The sequence below is a fragment of the Rhodoplanes sp. P11 genome (assembly GCF_964266735.1).
Taxonomy (GTDB): domain Bacteria; phylum Pseudomonadota; class Alphaproteobacteria; order Rhizobiales; family Xanthobacteraceae; genus Rhodoplanes; species Rhodoplanes serenus.
In genome coordinates, this window is sequence record NZ_CAXWGY010000001.1 from 1,054,130 (window position 1) to 1,071,587 (window position 17,458).

Here is a 17,458-nt window from a genome sequence, read left to right on the forward strand (position 1 = left end):
TGAGCGCCCAGGCGCGATGCGCCCTGCCGGCCCTCAGGGGCAGCTAAGGAGGAGGATCAGGCCGGACAGCAGGGCAGCCGCGGACGGAGCCGTGGCGGCCCCTCCGACAAACGCGCGATGATCACGGCGCGGCGACATGCCCAAATCCCTGGTTGCCCGTCACGGTAGCCGACGAATCGTTGACACGGCATTGACCGGAGACGCAACGGGGCTCGTTTTAGCGTAGCGGGCCCGCGAGGGCAAGGCGGCGGGCGGTGCCGGTTACGATAATCGCAGCGGCGCCGCCCCCGTCGACGGTTCGGCCGCCAGGACGTGGCGGAGGTAGGCGCGAACGAAGTCCGGCACCGCGCCGCCGAAATCGGCCTCGTCGAGATCCGCCAGGGCGCGAACCACGCGGATGCCGGCCAGCTCCGGCCGGGCCTGGCCGGTGAGATGCGCCGCGATACGCTCGGCCAGCACGGCGGCCGGCACCGCCGCTTGCAGCACCCGGATCAGCGCCAGCCGCGGCCCCGCCGGCACCATCGCCCACGGGCCGGGCGTGGTGTCCTCCGGCGTCAGCCCGGTCTCCTCGGCCACCTCGCGGGCGACGCTGCCGGCGAAATCGACGACGCCGTCGCGCACGTCGCTCGGGTCGGGCGTCCCGCACGGGAAGTAGACTCTGCCGGCATTGGCGGTGCCGGCCGCCATCTCGCCGAGCAGGAAGGCGCCGTCGCTGCCGCGCAGCGCCCCCATGGCGAAGGCGTTGACCACCGAGCGATCGGGACAGCCCCAGTCGCGCCACGCCAGGAAGCTGGCGAAATCGGTCTCGAACAGCGCCGCCCGCAGCACGCCGCCGGCGAGGGCGTGGCGATGCATCAGCAGCACGCGGCCGTTCCACAGCTGCGGCAGGCGCCGCCGCTCGGTCTCGAAATACGCCGCGATATCGCGCCGGCGCACCGCCGCGAAGGTCCAGGCATGCGGCTCCAGCACGAGATCGAGCCGATCGACCGCAAGCACCGGAAGCCCGTCCATCCGCGTTCCTCGTCCCGTCGCCGCGTCGGCTCGGTGGCGCCGCTCAGCTCCGTAGGCCCGGCGCCTCGTGGCCGGTGCGCGCCACATATTCGGTATAGCCGCCGCCGTAGCGGTGGACGCCCTCCGGCGTCAGCTCCAGCACCCGGTTGGACAGCGCCGCGAGGAAGCGCCGGTCGTGTGACACGAACAGCATGCTGCCCTCGTACTGCGCCAGCGCCGCCACCAGCATCTCCTTGGTGGTCATGTCGAGATGGTTGGTCGGCTCGTCCAGCACCAGGAAGTTCGGCGGATCGTACAGCATCAACGCCATCACCAGGCGCGCCTTCTCGCCGCCGGAGAGCACGCGGGCCCGCTTCTCCACGTCGTCGCCCGAGAAGCCGAAGCAGCCGGCGAGCGTGCGCAGCGAGCCCTGACCGGCCTCGGGGAACGCCTCCTCCAGCGTCTCGAACACGGTGCGCTCGCCGTCGAGCAGATCCATGGCGTGCTGGGCGAAGTAGCCCATCTTGACGCTACCGCCCACCGCCACGCTGCCGTCGTCCGGCTCGGTCGCGCCGGCCACCAGCTTGAGCAGCGTCGACTTGCCGGCGCCGTTGACGCCGAGCACGCACCAGCGCTCGCGCCGCCGCACCTGGAAGTCGAGCCCCTCGTAGATGCGGCGGCTGCCGTAGCTCTTGTGGACGCCCTTGAGGCTGACCACGTCCTCGCCCGATCGCGGCGCCGGCGGAAACTCGAACAGCACGCTCTGGCGCCGGCGCGGCGGCTCCACCCGGTCGATCTTCTCCAGCTTCTTCACCCGGCTCTGCACCTGCGCGGCATGCGAGGCGCGCGCCTTGAACCGCTCGATGAACTTGATCTCCTTGGCCAGCATGGCCTGCTGGCGCTCGAACTGCGCCTGCTGCTGCTTCTCGTTCTGGGCGCGCTGCTGCTCGTAGAACTCGTAATCGCCCGTGTAGGTGGTCAGCGTGCCGCCGTCGATCTCGATCACCTTGCGGACGATGCGGTTCATGAACTCGCGATCGTGCGACGTCATCATCAGGGCGCCGTCGTAACCCTGAAGGAACTGCTCCAGCCAGATCAGGCTTTCGAGATCGAGGTGGTTGGACGGCTCGTCGAGCAGCATGGCGTCGGGCCGCATCAGCAGGATGCGGGCGAGCGCCACGCGCATCTTCCAGCCGCCCGACAGCTTGCCGACATCGCCGTCCATCATCGCGTCGGAGAAGCCGAGCCCGGCCAGCACCTCGCGGGCGCGGCCATCGAGGGCGTAGCCGTCCAGCTCCTCGAAGCGGTGCTGCACCTCGCCGTAGCGGACGATGATGTCGTCCATCTCGTCGGCACGGTCGGGGTCCGCCATGGCGGCTTCCAGGGCACGCAGCTCGGCCGCCACCTCGCTCACCGGACCGGCGCCGTCCATCACCTCGGCGACCGCGCTGCGGCCCGCCATCTCGCCGACGTCCTGGCTGAAGTAGCCGATGGTGACGCCGCGATCGACCACAATCTGGCCCTCGTCGGGCGGCTCCTCGCCGGTGATCATGCGGAACAGCGTCGACTTGCCGGCCCCGTTGGGACCGACCAGGCCGACCTTCTCGCCGCGCTGGAGCGCCGCCGACGCCTCGATGAAGAGGATCTGATGGCCGTTCTGCTTGCTGATGCCGTCGAGGCGGATCATGTGTCACCGAGATGTGTGGCGCACGACGGCGCCACCCGGCGCGGGCGGCGCCGGCAGCGGCGCGGATGAGTGAGGTCGGTCTACACGGCCTCCGCCGCGAAGACGCGGGACGGCGAGACGAACTCGTCCTGGGCCGCGACGGTCAGGATCTCGCGCGAGCCGGCCGCGACGGTGCGCTGGAGGACGCCGAAGATCGACGACGCCGAGCGCGACAGCGCGGTCGCGGTCGAGCCGGTCGACAGGAAATGGAAGAAGAACAGCGCCGCGATGGCGTCTCCCGCCCCGTTGATCGAGAGATCGAGCTTGGGGGTGCGCAGCCGGAAGCAGCCGTCCGGACCGGAGGCGAGGAGATCGATGGCGTCGGCCGGCGTCTCGTCGGTGTGCAGCGAGGTGACGAGGATCACCTTCGGCCCGAGCAGATGCACGATCTCGACGGCGCGGCGCGCATCGGCGAGCGTGCCGGTGGTGCGCTCGGCGAGGTATTCGAGCTCGAACTGGTTGGGGGTGATGACGTCGGCGGCCGGCACGGCGCGCGCACGCATGAACTCCGGAATGCCCGGCCGCACGAAGACGCCGCGGCCGACATCGCCGATCACCGGGTCGCAGCAGTAGCGCGCCGCCGGGTTGGCGGCCCGCACCTTGCCGACCGCGTCGAGGATCGCCTCGCCGATGTCGGCGCCGCCCATGTAGCCGGACAAGACGCCGTCGCAGCGGCCGAGCGCGCCGCGCTCGGCGACGCCGTCCAGGACCTCGCCGATCATGCCGCCGTCGAAGACGCGGCCCTTCCAGGCGCCGTAGCCGGTGTGGTTGGAGAACTGCACCGTGTGGATCGGCCACACCTCGCAGCCGAGCCGTTGGAGCGGGAACACGGCCGAGGCGTTGCCGACATGGCCGTAGACGACGTGGGATTGTATCGAGAGGATGTTCATCGGGAGGTCGTGCGTTGCGAACGAGCCCGGAACACCTACAGCGTGCCGCGCCGCGGCGCAAAGAGATTCACGAGCGGTTCGCGCCGCACGTCACGCGGCGACGGCCATCGCCTGCATCGTATCGGGAACGGCGCCCTCACAGCTCCCGGACCATGACCAGGGCGTCGACGAAGCCGAGCGTCGGATGCCGGAAAGCGCCGGGCAGGCGGCCGACGATCTCGAAGCCCATGTGCTGCCACAGCCGCACAGCGCGGACGTTCGAGCTGATCACGAAGTTGAACTGCATGGCGCGGAAGCCGCGCGCCCTGGCGCGGGCGAGCGAGTCCGCGCACATCGCCTGGGCGACGCCGCGGCCGGCCGCGGCAGGCGCGACCATGTAGCCGCAGTTCGCCACGTGGTCGCCGCCGCCCGCATTGTTGGGGCGCAGATAATAGGTGCCGACCACCGCCTCGCGGCTCTCGGTCCTGGGGCCGTCGGACTTGCGCCCATCGGACTTGCGCCCGGCGGTCTTGCGCTCGTCGTCCCGATAGACTGCGACATGCACCTCGTGGGCCGGCGACAGCCAGTAGGCGAGGGCGTCCTCGCGCGTCATATCGCGCGGCAGCGGGTAGGTCTCGCCGGCACGGATCACGGGTTCGAGAATGCCCCACAGGGCGTCGTGATCGTCGGGCGTGGCGGGACGGATGTGCATGGTGAAGCCGAATCCGGGAGCTCGAAATCTGCCGCTGGGTTCCGGGTTCGCGGCGTTGCGGCGCCCCGGAACGTGGACCTCGGGTGACGGAGACGAGCACGGCCGGGACGAGCCCGGCCATGCCGATGGGTGCCGGCCGCAGCCGCCGCGCCTCGGCGGATCGGCACGTCCGGTGTCGCCTCAGTAGGTCATCGCCAGCGGCGGGCCGCCGACCATGTTGGGGATCTCGATCTCGATCTCCAGGGTCGACATGGTGGCGCCGCGGTCCATCTTCACCTGCACGCTGTCGGGATCGACGAAGACGTGCCGGGAGATCACCGCCAGGATCTCGTCCTGGAGCACCGCGATCAGATTGGTGCGGCCGAGCGTGGAGCGCTCGTGGGCCAGGAGGATCTGCAACCGCTCCCGCGCGACCGGCGCGGAATTGCGGCGCTTGAACCACGACCAGATCATGCTGCTCTCCGTCCGAACAGCTTGGTGAACAGGCTGCGCTTGTCGGTCGGCACCGTGATGTCGAGGTCCTCGCCCTCCAGCCGCCGGGCCGCCTCCATGTAGGCGCGCGCCGGGGCGCTGGTCGGGTTGCTGAGCACCACCGGGGTGCCGAGATTGGAGGCGCGCAGCACCTCCTGGCTCTCCGGGATGATGCCGAGCAGCGGCAGCGACAGGATCTCGACGATGTCGGCGATGCCGAGCATCTCGCCCTTGGCGGCGCGCGACGGATCGAAGCGCGTCACCAGGATGTGCTTGGCGATGCGCTCGCCGCGCTCGGCGCGCTCGGTGCGGGCATCGAGCAGGCCGATGATGCGGTCGGAGTCGCGCACCGACGACACCTCCGGATTGGTGACGATGACGGCGGCGTCGGCGTGCCGCATGGCGAGCTGGGCGCCGCGCTCGATGCCGGCCGGGCTGTCGCACAGCACCCAGTCGAAGCGCTGGCGCAGCTCGTCGATGACGCGGGCGACGCCCTCGTCGGTCAGTGCCTCCTTGTCGCGGGTCTGCGAGGCCGGCAGCAGCCACAGCGTCTCGATCCGCTTGTCGCGGATCAGTGCCTGCTGGAGCTTGGCGGCGCCTTGCACCACGTTGATCAGATCGAACACCACCCGCCGCTCGGCGCCCATGACGAGATCGAGATTGCGCAGGCCGACGTCGAAGTCGACCACCGCCACCGTCTGTCCGGACTGGGCGAGCGCCGTCCCCAACGCGGCGGTGGTGGTGGTCTTGCCGACCCCGCCTTTTCCTGATGTCACCACGACCACGTTGGCCATTGTCTGGTTCCTCCTCCCTGCCTCAGTCGAGTGCAGCAATCAGCATGGTGTCGCCGTCGAGCCACGCCTGGATCGGCCGGTGGCGCAGCGCGACGTCGAGATCGTCGACGGTCCGGTAGTAGCCGCTGATGGCGAGGAGCTCGGCCTCGATGCGGCGGCAGAAGATGCGGGCGCGGCGGTCGCCGCCGGCGCCCGCGAGGGCGCGGCCGCGCAGGGCGCCGTACACATGGATGGAGCCGCCCGCCACCACCTCGGCGCCCGACGACACCGCGCCGAGCACGATGATGTCGCCGTGCGGATGGTAGACGGTCTGGCCGGAGCGGATCGGCGTGTCGATCATCAGCGAGCCGGCCGAGGGAGCCGCCGCTGGCTGCGGGGCCGCGCGGGCTGCCGGCGTGGCGCTCGGCGGCGTGGCGTCCGGCGGTGCAGTGGCGGGCTCCGGCGCGGTGTCGACGGCGGTCAGCACCCGGCCGCTGGTCAGTACCGGCGGCAGGTCCGGCCCGTAGGCGGCCGCCTCCGCACCCTCCAGCCCCATGATGCGGATGCCGCGACCCTCCAGCTCGCGGATCAGCGCCGCGACCTCGGCGGGCGCCAGCGTCAGCCCGGCGAGATCGAGCACCGCCGGCCGGCCGGCGAAGAACCCGGCCGAGCGGCCGATGGTGCCGTCAATGTCGGCGAGCCAGTCGGACACCGGCAGCTCGGGGGCGAGCGCGAACGCCATGTAGGACCGGCCGCGGAAACGGACGGGGCGCGGGCGCAGCCTGCTCTGCACGGCGGTCCTCATCGGGTCCGGCTCCTGTCACGACATGAGGGCGGAAGGGCGGGGGACGCCGGACGAATCGCCCCAGCCTGGAGCGGAGCCGAGCAGTGAGGCAGGATTGAGTCGCAGCGAGATCGGGGGTGCACGGAGATCGCCTCTAGCCGGCCATGCGGGCATCGCCGCCGTGCGGCGCGGGCACCGGCACGCCCTCGGCCGCGTACTCGTTGAGCTTGTTGCGCAGCGTCCGGATCGAGATGCCGAGAATGTTGGCCGCGTGGGTGCGGTTGCCCAGGCAGTGCTTCAGGGTCTCCAGGATCAGGTCGCGCTCCACGTCCGCGACGGTGCGGCCGACCAGCGCTCGCGTCACCGCTTCGGCGGCGAGCGCCGCATGGGCGACGGCGGGCGGACGCGAGCGGTCGAGCCGCTCGCCGTCCGGCGACAGGATCGCCTCGGGGCCGATCTCGTCGCCGGTCGCCAACAGCACGGCGCGGTGCAGGGTGTTCTCCAGCTCGCGCACATTGCCGGGCCAGCGGTTGACGGTGAGCTGATGCTTGGCCTCCGCCGACAGGGGCCGCACCGGCACGCCGTTGGCCTGGGCGTATTTGCGCACGAAGTGTTGGGCCAGCTCGATGATGTCGCCGGGCCGCTCGCGCAGCGGCGGGATCTTCAGGTTGACGACGTTGAGGCGAAACAGCAGGTCCTCGCGGAACGTGCCGTCGCGCACCGCCTCGGCGAGGTTGCGGTTGGAGGTGGCGAGGACGCGGATGTCGACCGGCACCGGCCGCGTACCGCCGACCCGATCGATCACCCGCTCCTGCAAGGCGCGCAGCAGCTTGGCCTGGAGCCGCACCTCCATCTCGGAGATCTCGTCGAGCAGCAGGGTGCCGCCGTTCGCCTCCTCGAACTTGCCGATGCGGCGCGCCACCGCCCCGGTGAAGGCGCCCTTCTCGTGGCCGAACAATTCGGATTCGAGAAGCTGGTCCGGAATCGCGGCGCAGTTGACCGAGATGAACGGCCCGCGCGACCGGCTGGAGCGGGCGTGGACGTAGCGGGCCAGCACCTCCTTGCCGGTCCCCGATTCGCCGGTGATCAGCACCGAGGCGTCGGAGGGCGCGATCTGCTGGGCGAGCTTGACCACGTTGGCGGTCGCCTGGTCGCGATAGACCAGCTCGCGCGAGTCGTCGGCGACCGCCGCCAGCACCGCGGCGATCATCTCCGGATCGGGCGGTAGCGGGATGTACTCCTTGGCGCCGGCGTGGATCGCCGCCACCGCGGCGCGCGCATCGTTGCCGGTGCCGCAGGCGACGATCGGGACGTGGATGTGCTCGGCCTCCAGCCGCAGCACCAGCTCGCGGATGTCGAGAGCGACGTCGACCATCATCAGGTCGGCGCCGCGGCCGGAGCGCAGCACCGCCATCGCCTGATCGGTGCTCTCCGCGTGGGTGACGCTGGCGCCCTTGTCCATGGCGATCTTGGTCGCCACCGTGAGCTGACCCTTCAGGGTTCCGACGATCAGGAGGCGCATGGTGTCACTCCGAGGCTGCGGGGCGCGCGCAGGCGGGCGCCGAAACGGAAGAGAGCGGGCAGCGGTGGCGGGCGGGTATCATCAGCTTCGGTCCGCCTTGATGATCTCGGTCATGGTCACCCCGAGCTTGTCCTCGACCAGCACGACCTCGCCGCGCGCCACCAGCCGGTTGTTGACGTAGATGTCGATCGCCTCGCCGACCCGGCGGTCGAGCTCCAGCACGGCGCCGGGGCCGAGCTTGAGCAGCTCGCCGACCTCCATGCGGGCGCGCCCCAGCACGGCCGACACCTGCACCGGCACATCGAACACCGCTTCGAGATCGGCGGCCGAGTGGGTCGCGGTCTCCGGCTCGGCGATCGCCACGTCCTGCTCGACGACGCTCTGGTCGCTGTCGAGATTGGGGAACGGGACCTTCGATTCGTCTGCCATAGCTCCGTCCTCGCCGCTCCGTCCTCGCCGCTCAGGCCGCGCCGCGCCGGGCCGCGATGTAGCGCCCCACCGCCTCGTCGATCGCCGCCTCGATGGCGGCGCGATCCCGTATCAGGCCGCCGTCGGCCCATTCGATCCGGCAGTCGCCGGGCGCGATCTCGGCCTCGCCGAGCACCACCAGGCGCCCGTCGAAGCCGCGCCCGCGCGCCATCTCGCCGAGCTTCTCGCGCGCCACGTCGTACAGCGCCTCGTGCACCCGCACGACGACGTGGGGGGCACCGAGCAGCTCGCGCAGGCACGACGACACCAGGCCGCCGACCTCGCCGAACGGCTCGGCCGCGATCAGCGCCGGAGCGAGCTTGCGCGCGACCGCGGCGCCGAGCTCGGCCGCGTCGGCCTCGATCCTCGCGGTGAGAGCCGGAATCTGCGCCGCCACGATGCCGAGCGCGGCGGCGATGCGGTCGAAGGCGGCCGCGGTCTGCCGCTCGGCCTGGGTGCGCGCCTGCGCCTCGGCGGCGACGAGCCCCTTCTGGTAGCCGCGCTGCTCGGCCGCCGCGATCGCCGCCTCGTGCTCGGCCGGCGAGATGGTCGGCTCCGTCTTCGGCTTCACCGGGGCGGCGAAGTCGAGATCGAAGAGGAATTTTGCCGGTGCGCTCATGCCCGCCTCAGTACACCAGCTCTTCGTCGGTCCGGTTCTTGGTGATCATGATCTCGCCCTTGCCGGCGAGATCCTTGGCCAGGTTGACGAGCAGCGCCTGCGCCTCGTCGACCTCGCGCAGCCGCACCGGGCCGAGCGCCTGCATGTCGTCTTGCAGCATCTTGGCGGCGCGTGACGACATGTTCTGCATGAAGAACAGCCGCACCGGCTCGGAGGCGCCCTTGAGGGCGATCGCCAGCTTGTCCTTGTCGATGTGGCGCATCAGCGTCTGGGCCGAGGCGTTGTCGAGCTTGACCAGGTCGTCGAAGGTGAACATCAGGCTCTTGATGCGCTCGGCGCTCTCGCGGTTCGACTCCTCCAGCGCCGTCATGAAGCGCGTCTCGGTCTGCCGGTCGAAGTTGTTGAACACCTCGGCCATCAGCTCGTGGGCGTCGCGGCGGCGGGTCTGCGACAGGCTCGACATGAACTCGGTGCGCAGCGTCTGCTCGATCCGCTCGATGACCTCCTTCTGCACCGCCTCCATCCGCAGCATGCGGTTGACGACGTCCATCCCGACCTCCTCGGGCAGGATGCCGAGCACCTTGGCGGACTGCTCGGGGCGCAGCTTGGACAGCACCACCGCGACGGTCTGCGGGTACTCGTTCTTGAGATAGTTGGCGAGCATCTCCTCCTGGACGTTGGAGAGCTTCTCCCACATGTTGCGGCCGGCCGGTCCGCGGATCTCGTCCATGATGCCGCTGACACGCTCGGGCGGCAGATACTGCTGCAACAGCCGTTCGGTCGCGTCGTAGGTACCCATCAGGGCGCCCGACGCCGACAGCCGCGACACGAACTCCAGCATCAGCCCCTCGACCTCCTCGGCCGGCACGGTGCCGAGGGTCGACATCACGATGGAGAGCTGGCGCAGCTCGTCGTCGTCGAGGAGCTGCCAGATCTTGGAACCGTACTGGTCGCCGAGCGCGAGCAGCAGCACGGCGGCGCGCTGCGGGCCGCTGATCTTCCGGCTCGGTGCGCCGCTCTGGCGCGCCGCCAGGGTGGCCACCACGTTCTCGATGTCGTTGTTGGGTCTGCTGCTCATGATCTCGGGCCCGCGATCAGGTCTCGTTGAGCCACTGCCGCAGGATCGACACCGTCTCCTGCGGGTTGCGCTCGACGAGCTCGCCGACCTTCTGGATCGACTGGGCGTGGACGGTGCCCTGCACCTGGGCGAACTCGATCATCCGGGCGGTCTGGCTCGGGGCGGCGGTGGCTTCCTCCTCGCTGGTCGGGATGCCGGGCGGGATGGCGCCGGCCGGCAGAGCCGCCCCGGCCACCGCGGGCGTGGCGCCGGTGAGGGCGGCGAGATGCTCCGGCGTGATGATGCGGCGAACCAGCGGGCGGACCACGAACAGGAGCACCACCAGGGTGAGCACCAGCATCACGGCCAGCTCGATGCCGCGCATGAGGTCGTCCTTGGTGAATTGCAGCATGCCCATCAGGCCGGCCGGCTCCGAGACGGTGATGCCCGGGGTCTCGGCGAAGCGCAGGTTGATCACCTCGACCTGGTCGCCGCGCCGCTGGTCGAAGCCGATCGCCGAGCGCACCAGGGCGGCGATGCGGTCGAGCTCCTCCTTGGTGCGCTCCTGATAGGTCAGCTCGCCCTTCTCGTTACGGCCGTAGAGGCCGTCGACCAGCACGGCGACCGAGATCCGGTTCACCCGGCCGCCCTCGATCACCTTGGTCTCGGTGATGCGGGTGATCTCGTAGTTGTTGATCTCCTCGGTCTTCTTGCTCTGGTCGCGGGGGCCTTGTCCCTGCTGGGCCTGGGCGCCGGGCAGCTCGGTGGCGACGCTCACCTGGCCCTGCGGGTCGGCGGTGGTCGACATCTCCTCGCGGGTCTGGCTCGACCGCAGCACGCGGCCTTCGGGGTCAAAGCGGTCCTGCGTCTGGGTCACCCGGTTGAAGTCGAAGTCGGCGGTGAGCTGCACCCGGGCGCGGCCGGGGCCGACCACCGAGGAGATGATCGACTCGACCTGGTCGCGCAGGTTGCGCTCGTAGGCGAGCTTGCGCTCGTCGCCGGCCGCGCCGGTGCCGTAGGGGTCGGCATTGGCGCCGTCGGCGAGCAGGCGGCCGCTCTCGTCGACGATCGAGACGCGCTCCGGCTTGAGGCCGTTGACCGCGGAGGCGACCAAGTGGCGGATCGCCCGCACCTGCTGGGCTTCGAGCTGGCCGCGCACCTTGAGGGCGATGGAGGCGGAGGGCTCCAGCTTGTCGCGCGAGAACAGCGGCCGCTCGGGCAGCACCAGGTGGACGCGCGCCGCCTGCACCCGGTCGATCGACCGGATGGTGCGCGACAGCTCGCCCTCCAGGGCGCGCAGATGGTTGATGTTCTGGACGAAGCTCGTGGTGCCGAGGGCGTCGGACTTGTCGAACAGCTCGTAGCCCATGCCGCCGCCCTTGGGCAGGCCGCCCTCGGCGAGCTTCATGCGCAAGCGGCCGACCCGCTCGCGCGGCACCAGGATGACGGCGCCGTCGTTCTTCAGCTCGTAGGGGATGCTCTGGCGCTCGAGGTCCTTGATGATGGCGGCCGAGTCTTCGAGCGAGAGGTCGGTGAACAGCGGCGTCATCACCGGGGCGGTCACCCGCAGGATCAGGAACGCGAAGAAGCCGATCATCGCAGCCGTCACCGCGCCCATCGCGGCGAGGCGGGCGGGTCCGAGCGTCTTTACGAATGTGACCAGACCTTGCACGGGTCGACCCTGGACCGGGGGGACTTCCAAGCTGTTATTCCGCCGCGCGAAACTCGCCCGACCCGGCAAGTTTTGCCGGGTTCATGGTTTCGAAATGGTTAACGATCGGGTTAACCGGCCCGGGCTTCTGCAATTTTCCCGGTGGCGTGGCCGCCGCGCCTCGCCCTGTACGGGAGCCGGCCGGCCTCGACGGCCGGCGCGGGTGGGCGGCACGGGAGGGAAGGAGAGGGGGGCGGGGCGAGAGGGAACGAGAGCCGGCGTCGGCGGCGCGGTGTTGGCGCGCTCGGTGTCGGCGCGTTCCGTGCTCGCCGGGACGGCGCCGCGGGACCCCCGAAAAGAGGCGTAGCCCCCGAAAAGAAAAAGGCCGCCAGGGGAGGCGGCCTCTTGCCGGCCCGATGGGTGACACATCCGGGCGGCGCTCGTCGGGCTGATGGGGGGGCTGGGGGATATCGGCCCGACATCCATTCAACGTGACCAGCACGGTTCGGTTCCACGTCCCGGAAAAAAATTCGCGGGAAGGTGGTGCCGGGCCGGCTTCACTGCCGATACTGCTGCAACCTCGTGGTGCGCAGGCCGGCCAGGCCGTGGCGATCGATGGAATACTGCCAGGCCAGGAACTCTTCGACGGTCAGGGTGTACCGGCTGCACGCTTCTTCGAGGGAGAGCAACCCGCCACGGACGGCGGCGACGACCTCGGCCTTGCGGCGGATCACCCAGCGCTTGGTGCCCGGTGCAGGGAGGTCGGCGATCGTCAAAGGGCTGCCGTCCGGCCCGATGACGTATTTCACCCTCGGGCGGTGGGGTTCGGTCATGGACGAACTCACGCTACAGGAACTGAACAACACCTCGCCACCATAGAGGCGGCGACTTAAAATTTGGCTAAGCACCCGTAAAAAAAGGGGAAACATCGCTGTCGAGCGAACCCCGCGGAAAACTCTCGTCGGGGTGCCCGGACAACGGCGGCAAACTGTTTGTCGTCAATATGATGCGGGGTGTGCCGGGGAACCGCGGCGGGGGGCGGGCAGGCATCCCATCGAGATAGTGCGCGCGGGCTATGACGACGCGATGCGCTCCTCGATGGGCGACGGCCGGGGCGGGCCGGAGGCGCCCCCGGCGGATGCGGGTCGCCGGCTCACGACGACTTCGCCTTGGAGACGCGCTTGATCATGTCCATGGTGAAGTCGAGATTGCCCATCGACAGCACGGGCGGCTGCTTGGTGAGATCGACGGTGTCGACCACGCCCTCGACCTCGGTCGAGACCGCCACGGTCTGGCCCGAGGCGTCGGTGGCGGTGACCGACATCTTGTACTGGCCGGGCGGCCAGACGGTGCCGTCCTTGCCCTTGCCGTCCCAGGTGAACTGCTGCTCGCCCGCCTGCATGGTGAAGGTGCCGGAATAGACCGTCTGGCCCGCCGTGTTGGTGATGGTGACGGTGGCGCTCGCCGGCTTGCTGACACCGAAGCGCCACTTCGCCCCGCTCGCGTCGAGGGTCGCGGTCGAGCCGTCGACCGTCACGGTGGCGCCCACATAGTTCAGCGCCTGGGAGCCCTGGACGGTCTTCTGAAGGTTCACCAGCGTCTCGAGCTGCTGGTTCGACTTGAGCATCTGCTCGACCTGGGTGAACTGGACCAGCTGGGCGGTGAACTGGTTGGTGTCCAGGGGGTCGAGCGGGCTCTGGTTCTGCAACTGCGTCGTCAGCATTTGCAGGAAGGTCTGGAAGTTCTCGGCGATGGTCTTGCCGCTGGCCGAGTAGGCCCCGTTGGAGGCGGCGGTCGCTGACGTCCCCAGCGTCCCCGACGTGTTGGCGGCCCGCACGTTGGACTGGGTTCCGGACAGGATCGGGGTCGACATGGCTGAGCGCCTTCTGGTTCGGTTATGCCGTTACACCCGGATGTCGACGCCGCGGTTGCGGCCCATCATCCGTCCGTAGGTTGCGGTCACCTCGACCACGCCCTGGTCGGCCGTGTCGCCGAGGGCCGTGCGCGGGGATCGCGGTCCGCCGCTCTCGTCCCGGTACTGGCCGGCCCCGCTGCCCTGGTCGCGCAGCGAGAACTGCATGGCGCTCTGGTCGGCGTTGAGGCCGGCGTCCTGAAGGGCGCGCTGGAGCTGGCCGGCGTCGCGGCGCAGCAGGTCGAGGGTGTCCTGGCGGTCGGCGGTGAGGTGCGACACCACATTGCCGCTGGGATCGACGTCGAGCTGGACATGGATGCGGCCGAGCTCCGGCGGATCGAGCCGGATCTCGAAGCGCTGCTTGCCGGCCCGCGCCTGGGCGGCGATCTCGACCGGAACACCGGACAGCGGCACGGCGGTGCTCGCCTCGCCGCGGCCGGCGGCCCCGGCGGTGGCGGCCGCCGGTCCGGCACCCGTCAGGGTCAGGCCCTCGGCGCGGCCGATCCCGGGCGCCAGTCCGGCCGCCGGGACGCTGGGGCCGGCCGTCCCGGCCGCCTGGCCGGTGGGGAGCGTCGGCGTGCTGGTCGCGGTGGCGGCGTCGCTGCCGCTGCGCCGCTCGGCCCCGCCGCTCGTGGCGGTCTCCTTGGCGAAGGCGGGAGCGGCCGCATGGGGCGCCGTCGCCGGGCGGCCGGCCGCCCCGTCGGAGCCGGTGGCCGGGGTCGGGGCCGCGGCATCGTCGGAAGGGCCGGTGGTCGATGCGGGGGTGTCGGTCGAGTCGGTGAGGCCGGTGCCCGGGGCGGACGACTTGGCGGCGCCGCCGGGGGCATGAGCCGGTGCGCCGGCCTTGGCGGTGTCGCTCGCCGAGCCGTCGGGGTCGCCGGCCGCGGCCGGCGTGCCGGCGGCCGCGGGGCTGTTCGCGGCGCCGCTTGCGCCGGTCTCCGCCGGGGTGGAACTGCCGGCGTCCGCTGCCGGCGTCCCCACCGGCGCGGCCGGGCCCACCGGCGCGGTCGGGCCGGCGGTGGCATCGCCGGTGGGAATGGCCGGCGCGGGGGCGGCGGCAATGGGGTCGACAACCGGGACCGCGGTGGCGACGGCCACCGGGACGGGAGCGGCTCCGCCGTCGGCTCCGGCGGGCGGCGGCGCCTGGTCGGCGGTGGCGTCGTCGGCCGGGCTCGGCGTGGCCGGGTCGGTCTGGGCGGTCGCGTCGCCGGCCGGGGCGGCCTCCTTGCGGTCGGTCGTCGAAGTCGGCTCGGCGCAGGTGCGGTCGACCGGACCGAAATCCTTCTGGTCGTCGCCGGAGCGGGGGGCGCGGCCGGCGGTGTGCGGGCGAGTTCGGCGCTCGGCGCCGTTCTGGTCGGCGGCGGGGCGCGGCGTGCGCTCGGCCCGCGGCTCGGCTGCGGTGTCGGCGGCGCGCTGGCGCGTCCGCGCGTCCTGGCTCGCCGCCATGGTGCCGTGGGCGTCGTCGACCAGGCGGGCGAAGTCGGTGCCGGTGTCGGACGGCCCGCGCACCGCCCGGGCGGCGGCGTGGGCGGCCTGGGTGGCGGCGGCGAAAGCGGTCGGCTCGATGCTGACGGTCGGCACGGCGGCGGCCCCTCGATGTGGTCCCGCCTTGCCGTGCAAGCGCCGGGCCACTCGCGGGGCAAAATTTGTATAATTATATCAGAGGAGTAGGTCGGCCCAGGCGAGCCTGGTCCGGCCGACGACCGCCCGCCTTTGCCGCTCCGGGGCAAGATTTGCCGGGACGCGGCGGTGGTTCCCTTCGGGCTCGTGTGGCAAACGGGCCGCCGCGCCGCTGGCGGGCGCCCCCCCGGCTCCTTATAGTAAGGACGACGGTCGCGACGCGGGGAGCCAGCCCACCGCCGGCCGATGGGTGAGGAGCGCGGCGCCACCGCGACCACGATGCGGAACAGTCTCGATCTCGACACGCGGCCGGCCGACACCCGCGTGGTGGTCGCCATGTCGGGCGGGGTCGATTCCTCGGTCACGGCCGCGTTGCTGAAGGCCGAGGGCTACGACGTCGTCGGCATCACCTTGCAGCTCTACGATCACGGTGCCGCCACCCACCGGCTCGGCGCCTGCTGCGCCGGCCAGGACATCCACGATGCCCGCCGGGTCGCCGACCGCATCGGCATCCCGCATTACGTGCTCGACTACGAGAGCCGCTTCAAGGAAGCCGTGATCGACCGCTTCGCCGAGAGCTACGTCTCGGGCGAGACGCCGGTGCCCTGCGTCGACTGCAACCAGTCGATCAAGTTCCGCGATCTCCTGGAGACCGCTCGCGAGCTGGGCGCCGCCGTGCTGGCGACCGGCCACTACGTCGCCTCCCGGGTGGGGGCGGACGGCCGCCGCGCCCTCCACCGCGCCCGTGACGAGGAACGCGACCAGAGCTATTTCCTGTTCGCGACGACACGCGACCAGCTCGACCTGCTGCGCTTTCCGCTCGGCGAGCGGACCAAGGCCGAGACCCGCGATCTCGCCCGCCGGTTCGGGCTGGAGGTCGCCGACAAGCACGACAGCCAGGACATCTGCTTCGTTCCCACCGGCCGCTACACCGAGGTGATCGAGCGGCTGATGCCGGGGGCGGCCGAGCCGGGCGACATCGTCGATCTCGGCGGCCGGGTGCTGGGGCATCACCAGGGCATCATCCGCTTCACGGTGGGCCAGCGGCGTGGGCTCGGCATCGCGGCCGGCGAGCCGCTGTACGTGGTGCGGCTCGATGCGGCGACCCGCCGTGTCGTGGTCGGGCCGCGCGAGGCGCTGCGCACCGCGCGGATGCGGCTGCGCGACGTGAACTGGATCGGCGACGGCACCCTCGATGAGGCCATCGCGGCCGCCCAGGTGCCCGGCCGGCTGGAGGTGTTCGTCAAGGTGCGCTCGACCCGGCGGCCGCAGCCGGCCTGGATCGGCCGCGCCGGGGACGAGATCGAGGTGGAACTGGTCGACGGCGAGGAAGGGGTCGCCCCCGGGCAGGCTTGCGTGTTCTACGACGCGCTGGCCGGTCAGGCCCGTGTCCTCGGCGGCGGCTTCATCCGCACGGCGGCGTCGGCGGCCGAGACCGTCGCCACCGCCGGGACGGGACGGCGCGGAGCCGCGGCGGCCGGAGGGGCCGCGGCGGCCGGCGCGCGAGGATAGGGTTTCGAGTTTCGGGGGCGAAGGAATGGCGGACGATCTCGACCGCGACAAGGTCGCGAAGGCATATGCCCGGTGGGCGCCGGTCTACGACATGGTGTTCGGAACGGTGTTCGAGCGCGGCCGCAAGGCGGCGATCGCCGCCGTGGAGGCGGCGGGTGGCGGCCGGGTGCTGGAGGTGGGCGTCGGCACCGGCATCTCGCTGCCCGATTATCGGCGGACCAACCGGCTGTTCGGGGTCGACATCTCCGAGCCCATGCTGCGCAAGGCGCAGGAGCGCGTCGCCGCCGAGAAGCTCGACAATGTCGAGGTGCTGTCGGTGATGGACGCCACCAAGCTCGCCTTCCCGGACGGCTGGTTCGACGTCGTAGTGGCGCAGTACGTCATCACCGCGGTGCCGGACCCGGAAGGCACGCTCGACGAGTTCGCCCGCGTCGTGAAGCCCGGCGGCGAGATCATCCTGGTCAACCACATCGGTGCCGAGAGCGGCCCGCGCCAATGGTTCGAGGCGGCGTTCGCGCCGATCGCCCGCAAGCTCGGCTGGCGGCCGGAGTTCCCGTGGGAGCGGCTCGCCCGCTGGGTCGAAGGGGCGCCGGGCGTTCACGTCATCGACCGTCGTCCGATGCCGCCGCTCGGCCATTTCTCGCTGATCCGTTTCGGCAAGGCGGCCGTGGCCCCGACCGCCCAGGCGGCCGAGTAGGCGCTCCAGAGGACGAAGCGAGCTTCGGTGATCCGACCTCTCTCCCGCAGGTGGATAGGTGCGGGAGCCGAGCCG

At 71.2% G+C, this 17,458-nt stretch carries 17 protein-coding genes; 2 read left to right on the top strand and 15 right to left on the bottom strand.

All coding sequences use genetic code 11. The features are described from left to right. Positions 1 to 261: 261 nt before the first annotated feature. The 15 genes from ACFQUV_RS04680 to ACFQUV_RS04750 form a co-directional block, all read right to left on the bottom strand. Positions 262 to 1,011, bottom strand: coding sequence for an NUDIX hydrolase (locus ACFQUV_RS04680; protein ID WP_129608828.1), 750 nt, complete (start codon positions 1,009 to 1,011; stop codon positions 262 to 264). A gap of 43 nt (positions 1,012 to 1,054) precedes the next feature. Continuing rightward, positions 1,055 to 2,677: an ABC-F family ATP-binding cassette domain-containing protein gene (locus ACFQUV_RS04685; protein WP_129608827.1), complete on the bottom strand. Its 1,623-nt coding sequence runs from the start codon at positions 2,675 to 2,677 to the stop codon at positions 1,055 to 1,057. Positions 2,678 to 2,757: 80 nt separating this feature from the next. Then, positions 2,758 to 3,606 (bottom strand): pyridoxal kinase PdxY, encoded by an 849-nt coding sequence (gene pdxY, locus ACFQUV_RS04690; RefSeq protein WP_129608826.1) that lies wholly within the window; start codon positions 3,604 to 3,606, stop codon positions 2,758 to 2,760. Positions 3,607 to 3,742: 136 nt separating this feature from the next. Next, complete coding sequence (locus tag ACFQUV_RS04695; RefSeq protein ID WP_129608825.1) at positions 3,743 to 4,297, bottom strand: GNAT family N-acetyltransferase; 555 nt, start codon at positions 4,295 to 4,297, stop codon at positions 3,743 to 3,745. Positions 4,298 to 4,477: 180 nt separating this feature from the next. Beyond that, entirely contained in the window at positions 4,478 to 4,750 is a 273-nt protein-coding gene (minE, locus tag ACFQUV_RS04700; protein ID WP_111385217.1) for a cell division topological specificity factor MinE, read from the bottom strand. Further along, positions 4,747 to 5,562: a septum site-determining protein MinD gene (minD, locus tag ACFQUV_RS04705; RefSeq protein WP_111385218.1), complete on the bottom strand. Its 816-nt coding sequence runs from the start codon at positions 5,560 to 5,562 to the stop codon at positions 4,747 to 4,749. Before minD ends, minE begins: the two co-directional genes overlap by 4 nt. A 22-nt stretch (positions 5,563 to 5,584) precedes the next feature. Continuing rightward, positions 5,585 to 6,346, bottom strand: coding sequence for a septum site-determining protein MinC (gene minC / locus ACFQUV_RS04710; protein WP_129608824.1), 762 nt, complete (start codon positions 6,344 to 6,346; stop codon positions 5,585 to 5,587). A 133-nt stretch (positions 6,347 to 6,479) separates the two neighbouring features. Beyond that, positions 6,480 to 7,847, bottom strand: coding sequence for a sigma-54-dependent Fis family transcriptional regulator (locus ACFQUV_RS04715; protein WP_111385220.1), 1,368 nt, complete (start codon positions 7,845 to 7,847; stop codon positions 6,480 to 6,482). Positions 7,848 to 7,928: 81 nt separating this feature from the next. Beyond that, positions 7,929 to 8,276, bottom strand: a complete 348-nt coding sequence (gene fliN / locus ACFQUV_RS04720; RefSeq protein ID WP_111385221.1) for a flagellar motor switch protein FliN — start codon at positions 8,274 to 8,276, stop codon at positions 7,929 to 7,931. A gap of 31 nt (positions 8,277 to 8,307) precedes the next feature. Continuing rightward, the gene (locus tag ACFQUV_RS04725; RefSeq protein WP_111385222.1) at positions 8,308 to 8,934 is read right to left on the bottom strand and encodes a FliH/SctL family protein; all 627 of its coding nucleotides are present in this window, start codon (positions 8,932 to 8,934) and stop codon (positions 8,308 to 8,310) included. A 7-nt stretch (positions 8,935 to 8,941) separates the two neighbouring features. Next, the gene (gene fliG, locus ACFQUV_RS04730) at positions 8,942 to 10,012 is read right to left on the bottom strand and encodes a flagellar motor switch protein FliG (RefSeq protein ID WP_111385223.1); all 1,071 of its coding nucleotides are present in this window, start codon (positions 10,010 to 10,012) and stop codon (positions 8,942 to 8,944) included. Positions 10,013 to 10,028: 16 nt separating this feature from the next. Next, positions 10,029 to 11,663 (bottom strand): flagellar basal-body MS-ring/collar protein FliF, encoded by a 1,635-nt coding sequence (gene fliF, locus ACFQUV_RS04735; RefSeq protein WP_111385224.1) that lies wholly within the window; start codon positions 11,661 to 11,663, stop codon positions 10,029 to 10,031. 536 nt (positions 11,664 to 12,199) lie between these two features. Next, positions 12,200 to 12,475: a DUF1153 domain-containing protein gene (locus ACFQUV_RS04740; protein WP_008383176.1), complete on the bottom strand. Its 276-nt coding sequence runs from the start codon at positions 12,473 to 12,475 to the stop codon at positions 12,200 to 12,202. A gap of 320 nt (positions 12,476 to 12,795) precedes the next feature. Next, positions 12,796 to 13,515 carry a flagellar hook assembly protein FlgD gene (locus ACFQUV_RS04745; RefSeq protein WP_129611379.1) on the bottom strand — a complete coding sequence of 240 codons (720 nt, stop codon included), beginning with the start codon at positions 13,513 to 13,515 and terminating at the stop codon, positions 12,796 to 12,798. Between the two features lie 30 nt (positions 13,516 to 13,545). Continuing rightward, entirely contained in the window at positions 13,546 to 15,135 is a 1,590-nt protein-coding gene (locus ACFQUV_RS04750) for a flagellar hook-length control protein FliK (RefSeq protein ID WP_129611380.1), read from the bottom strand. 318 nt (positions 15,136 to 15,453) lie between these two features. On the opposite strand from ACFQUV_RS04750, the gene mnmA reads away from it, so the two are divergent. Next, a complete protein-coding gene (gene mnmA / locus ACFQUV_RS04755) occupies positions 15,454 to 16,686 on the top strand; it encodes a tRNA 2-thiouridine(34) synthase MnmA (RefSeq protein ID WP_129611381.1) in 1,233 nt (410 codons plus the stop codon). 25 nt (positions 16,687 to 16,711) lie between these two features. Further along, positions 16,712 to 17,383, top strand: a complete 672-nt coding sequence (locus tag ACFQUV_RS04760; RefSeq protein WP_129611382.1) for a class I SAM-dependent methyltransferase — start codon at positions 16,712 to 16,714, stop codon at positions 17,381 to 17,383. The last annotated feature ends 75 nt before the right edge of the window (positions 17,384 to 17,458 follow it).

Bases quoted from the DNA above. Each gene is read 5' to 3' on its own strand.
- minC (WP_129608824.1), bottom strand. From the start codon at position 6,346: ATGAGGACCGCCGTGCAGAGCAGGCTGCGCCCGCGCCCCGTCCGTTTC.
- mnmA (WP_129611381.1), top strand. From the start codon at position 15,454: ATGCGGAACAGTCTCGATCTCGACACGCGGCCGGCCGACACCCGCGTG.
- ACFQUV_RS04715 (WP_111385220.1), bottom strand. From the start codon at position 7,847: ATGCGCCTCCTGATCGTCGGAACCCTGAAGGGTCAGCTCACGGTGGCG.
- ACFQUV_RS04725 (WP_111385222.1), bottom strand. From the start codon at position 8,934: ATGAGCGCACCGGCAAAATTCCTCTTCGATCTCGACTTCGCCGCCCCG.
- fliN (WP_111385221.1), bottom strand. From the start codon at position 8,276: ATGGCAGACGAATCGAAGGTCCCGTTCCCCAATCTCGACAGCGACCAG.
- minE (WP_111385217.1), bottom strand. From the start codon at position 4,750: ATGATCTGGTCGTGGTTCAAGCGCCGCAATTCCGCGCCGGTCGCGCGG.
- ACFQUV_RS04685 (WP_129608827.1), bottom strand. From the start codon at position 2,677: ATGATCCGCCTCGACGGCATCAGCAAGCAGAACGGCCATCAGATCCTC.
- ACFQUV_RS04740 (WP_008383176.1), bottom strand. From the start codon at position 12,475: ATGACCGAACCCCACCGCCCGAGGGTGAAATACGTCATCGGGCCGGAC.
- pdxY (WP_129608826.1), bottom strand. From the start codon at position 3,606: ATGAACATCCTCTCGATACAATCCCACGTCGTCTACGGCCATGTCGGC.
- ACFQUV_RS04680 (WP_129608828.1), bottom strand. From the start codon at position 1,011: ATGGACGGGCTTCCGGTGCTTGCGGTCGATCGGCTCGATCTCGTGCTG.
- fliG (WP_111385223.1), bottom strand. From the start codon at position 10,012: ATGAGCAGCAGACCCAACAACGACATCGAGAACGTGGTGGCCACCCTG.
- ACFQUV_RS04745 (WP_129611379.1), bottom strand. From the start codon at position 13,515: ATGTCGACCCCGATCCTGTCCGGAACCCAGTCCAACGTGCGGGCCGCC.
- ACFQUV_RS04695 (WP_129608825.1), bottom strand. From the start codon at position 4,297: ATGCACATCCGTCCCGCCACGCCCGACGATCACGACGCCCTGTGGGGC.
- ACFQUV_RS04760 (WP_129611382.1), top strand. From the start codon at position 16,712: ATGGCGGACGATCTCGACCGCGACAAGGTCGCGAAGGCATATGCCCGG.
- minD (WP_111385218.1), bottom strand. From the start codon at position 5,562: ATGGCCAACGTGGTCGTGGTGACATCAGGAAAAGGCGGGGTCGGCAAG.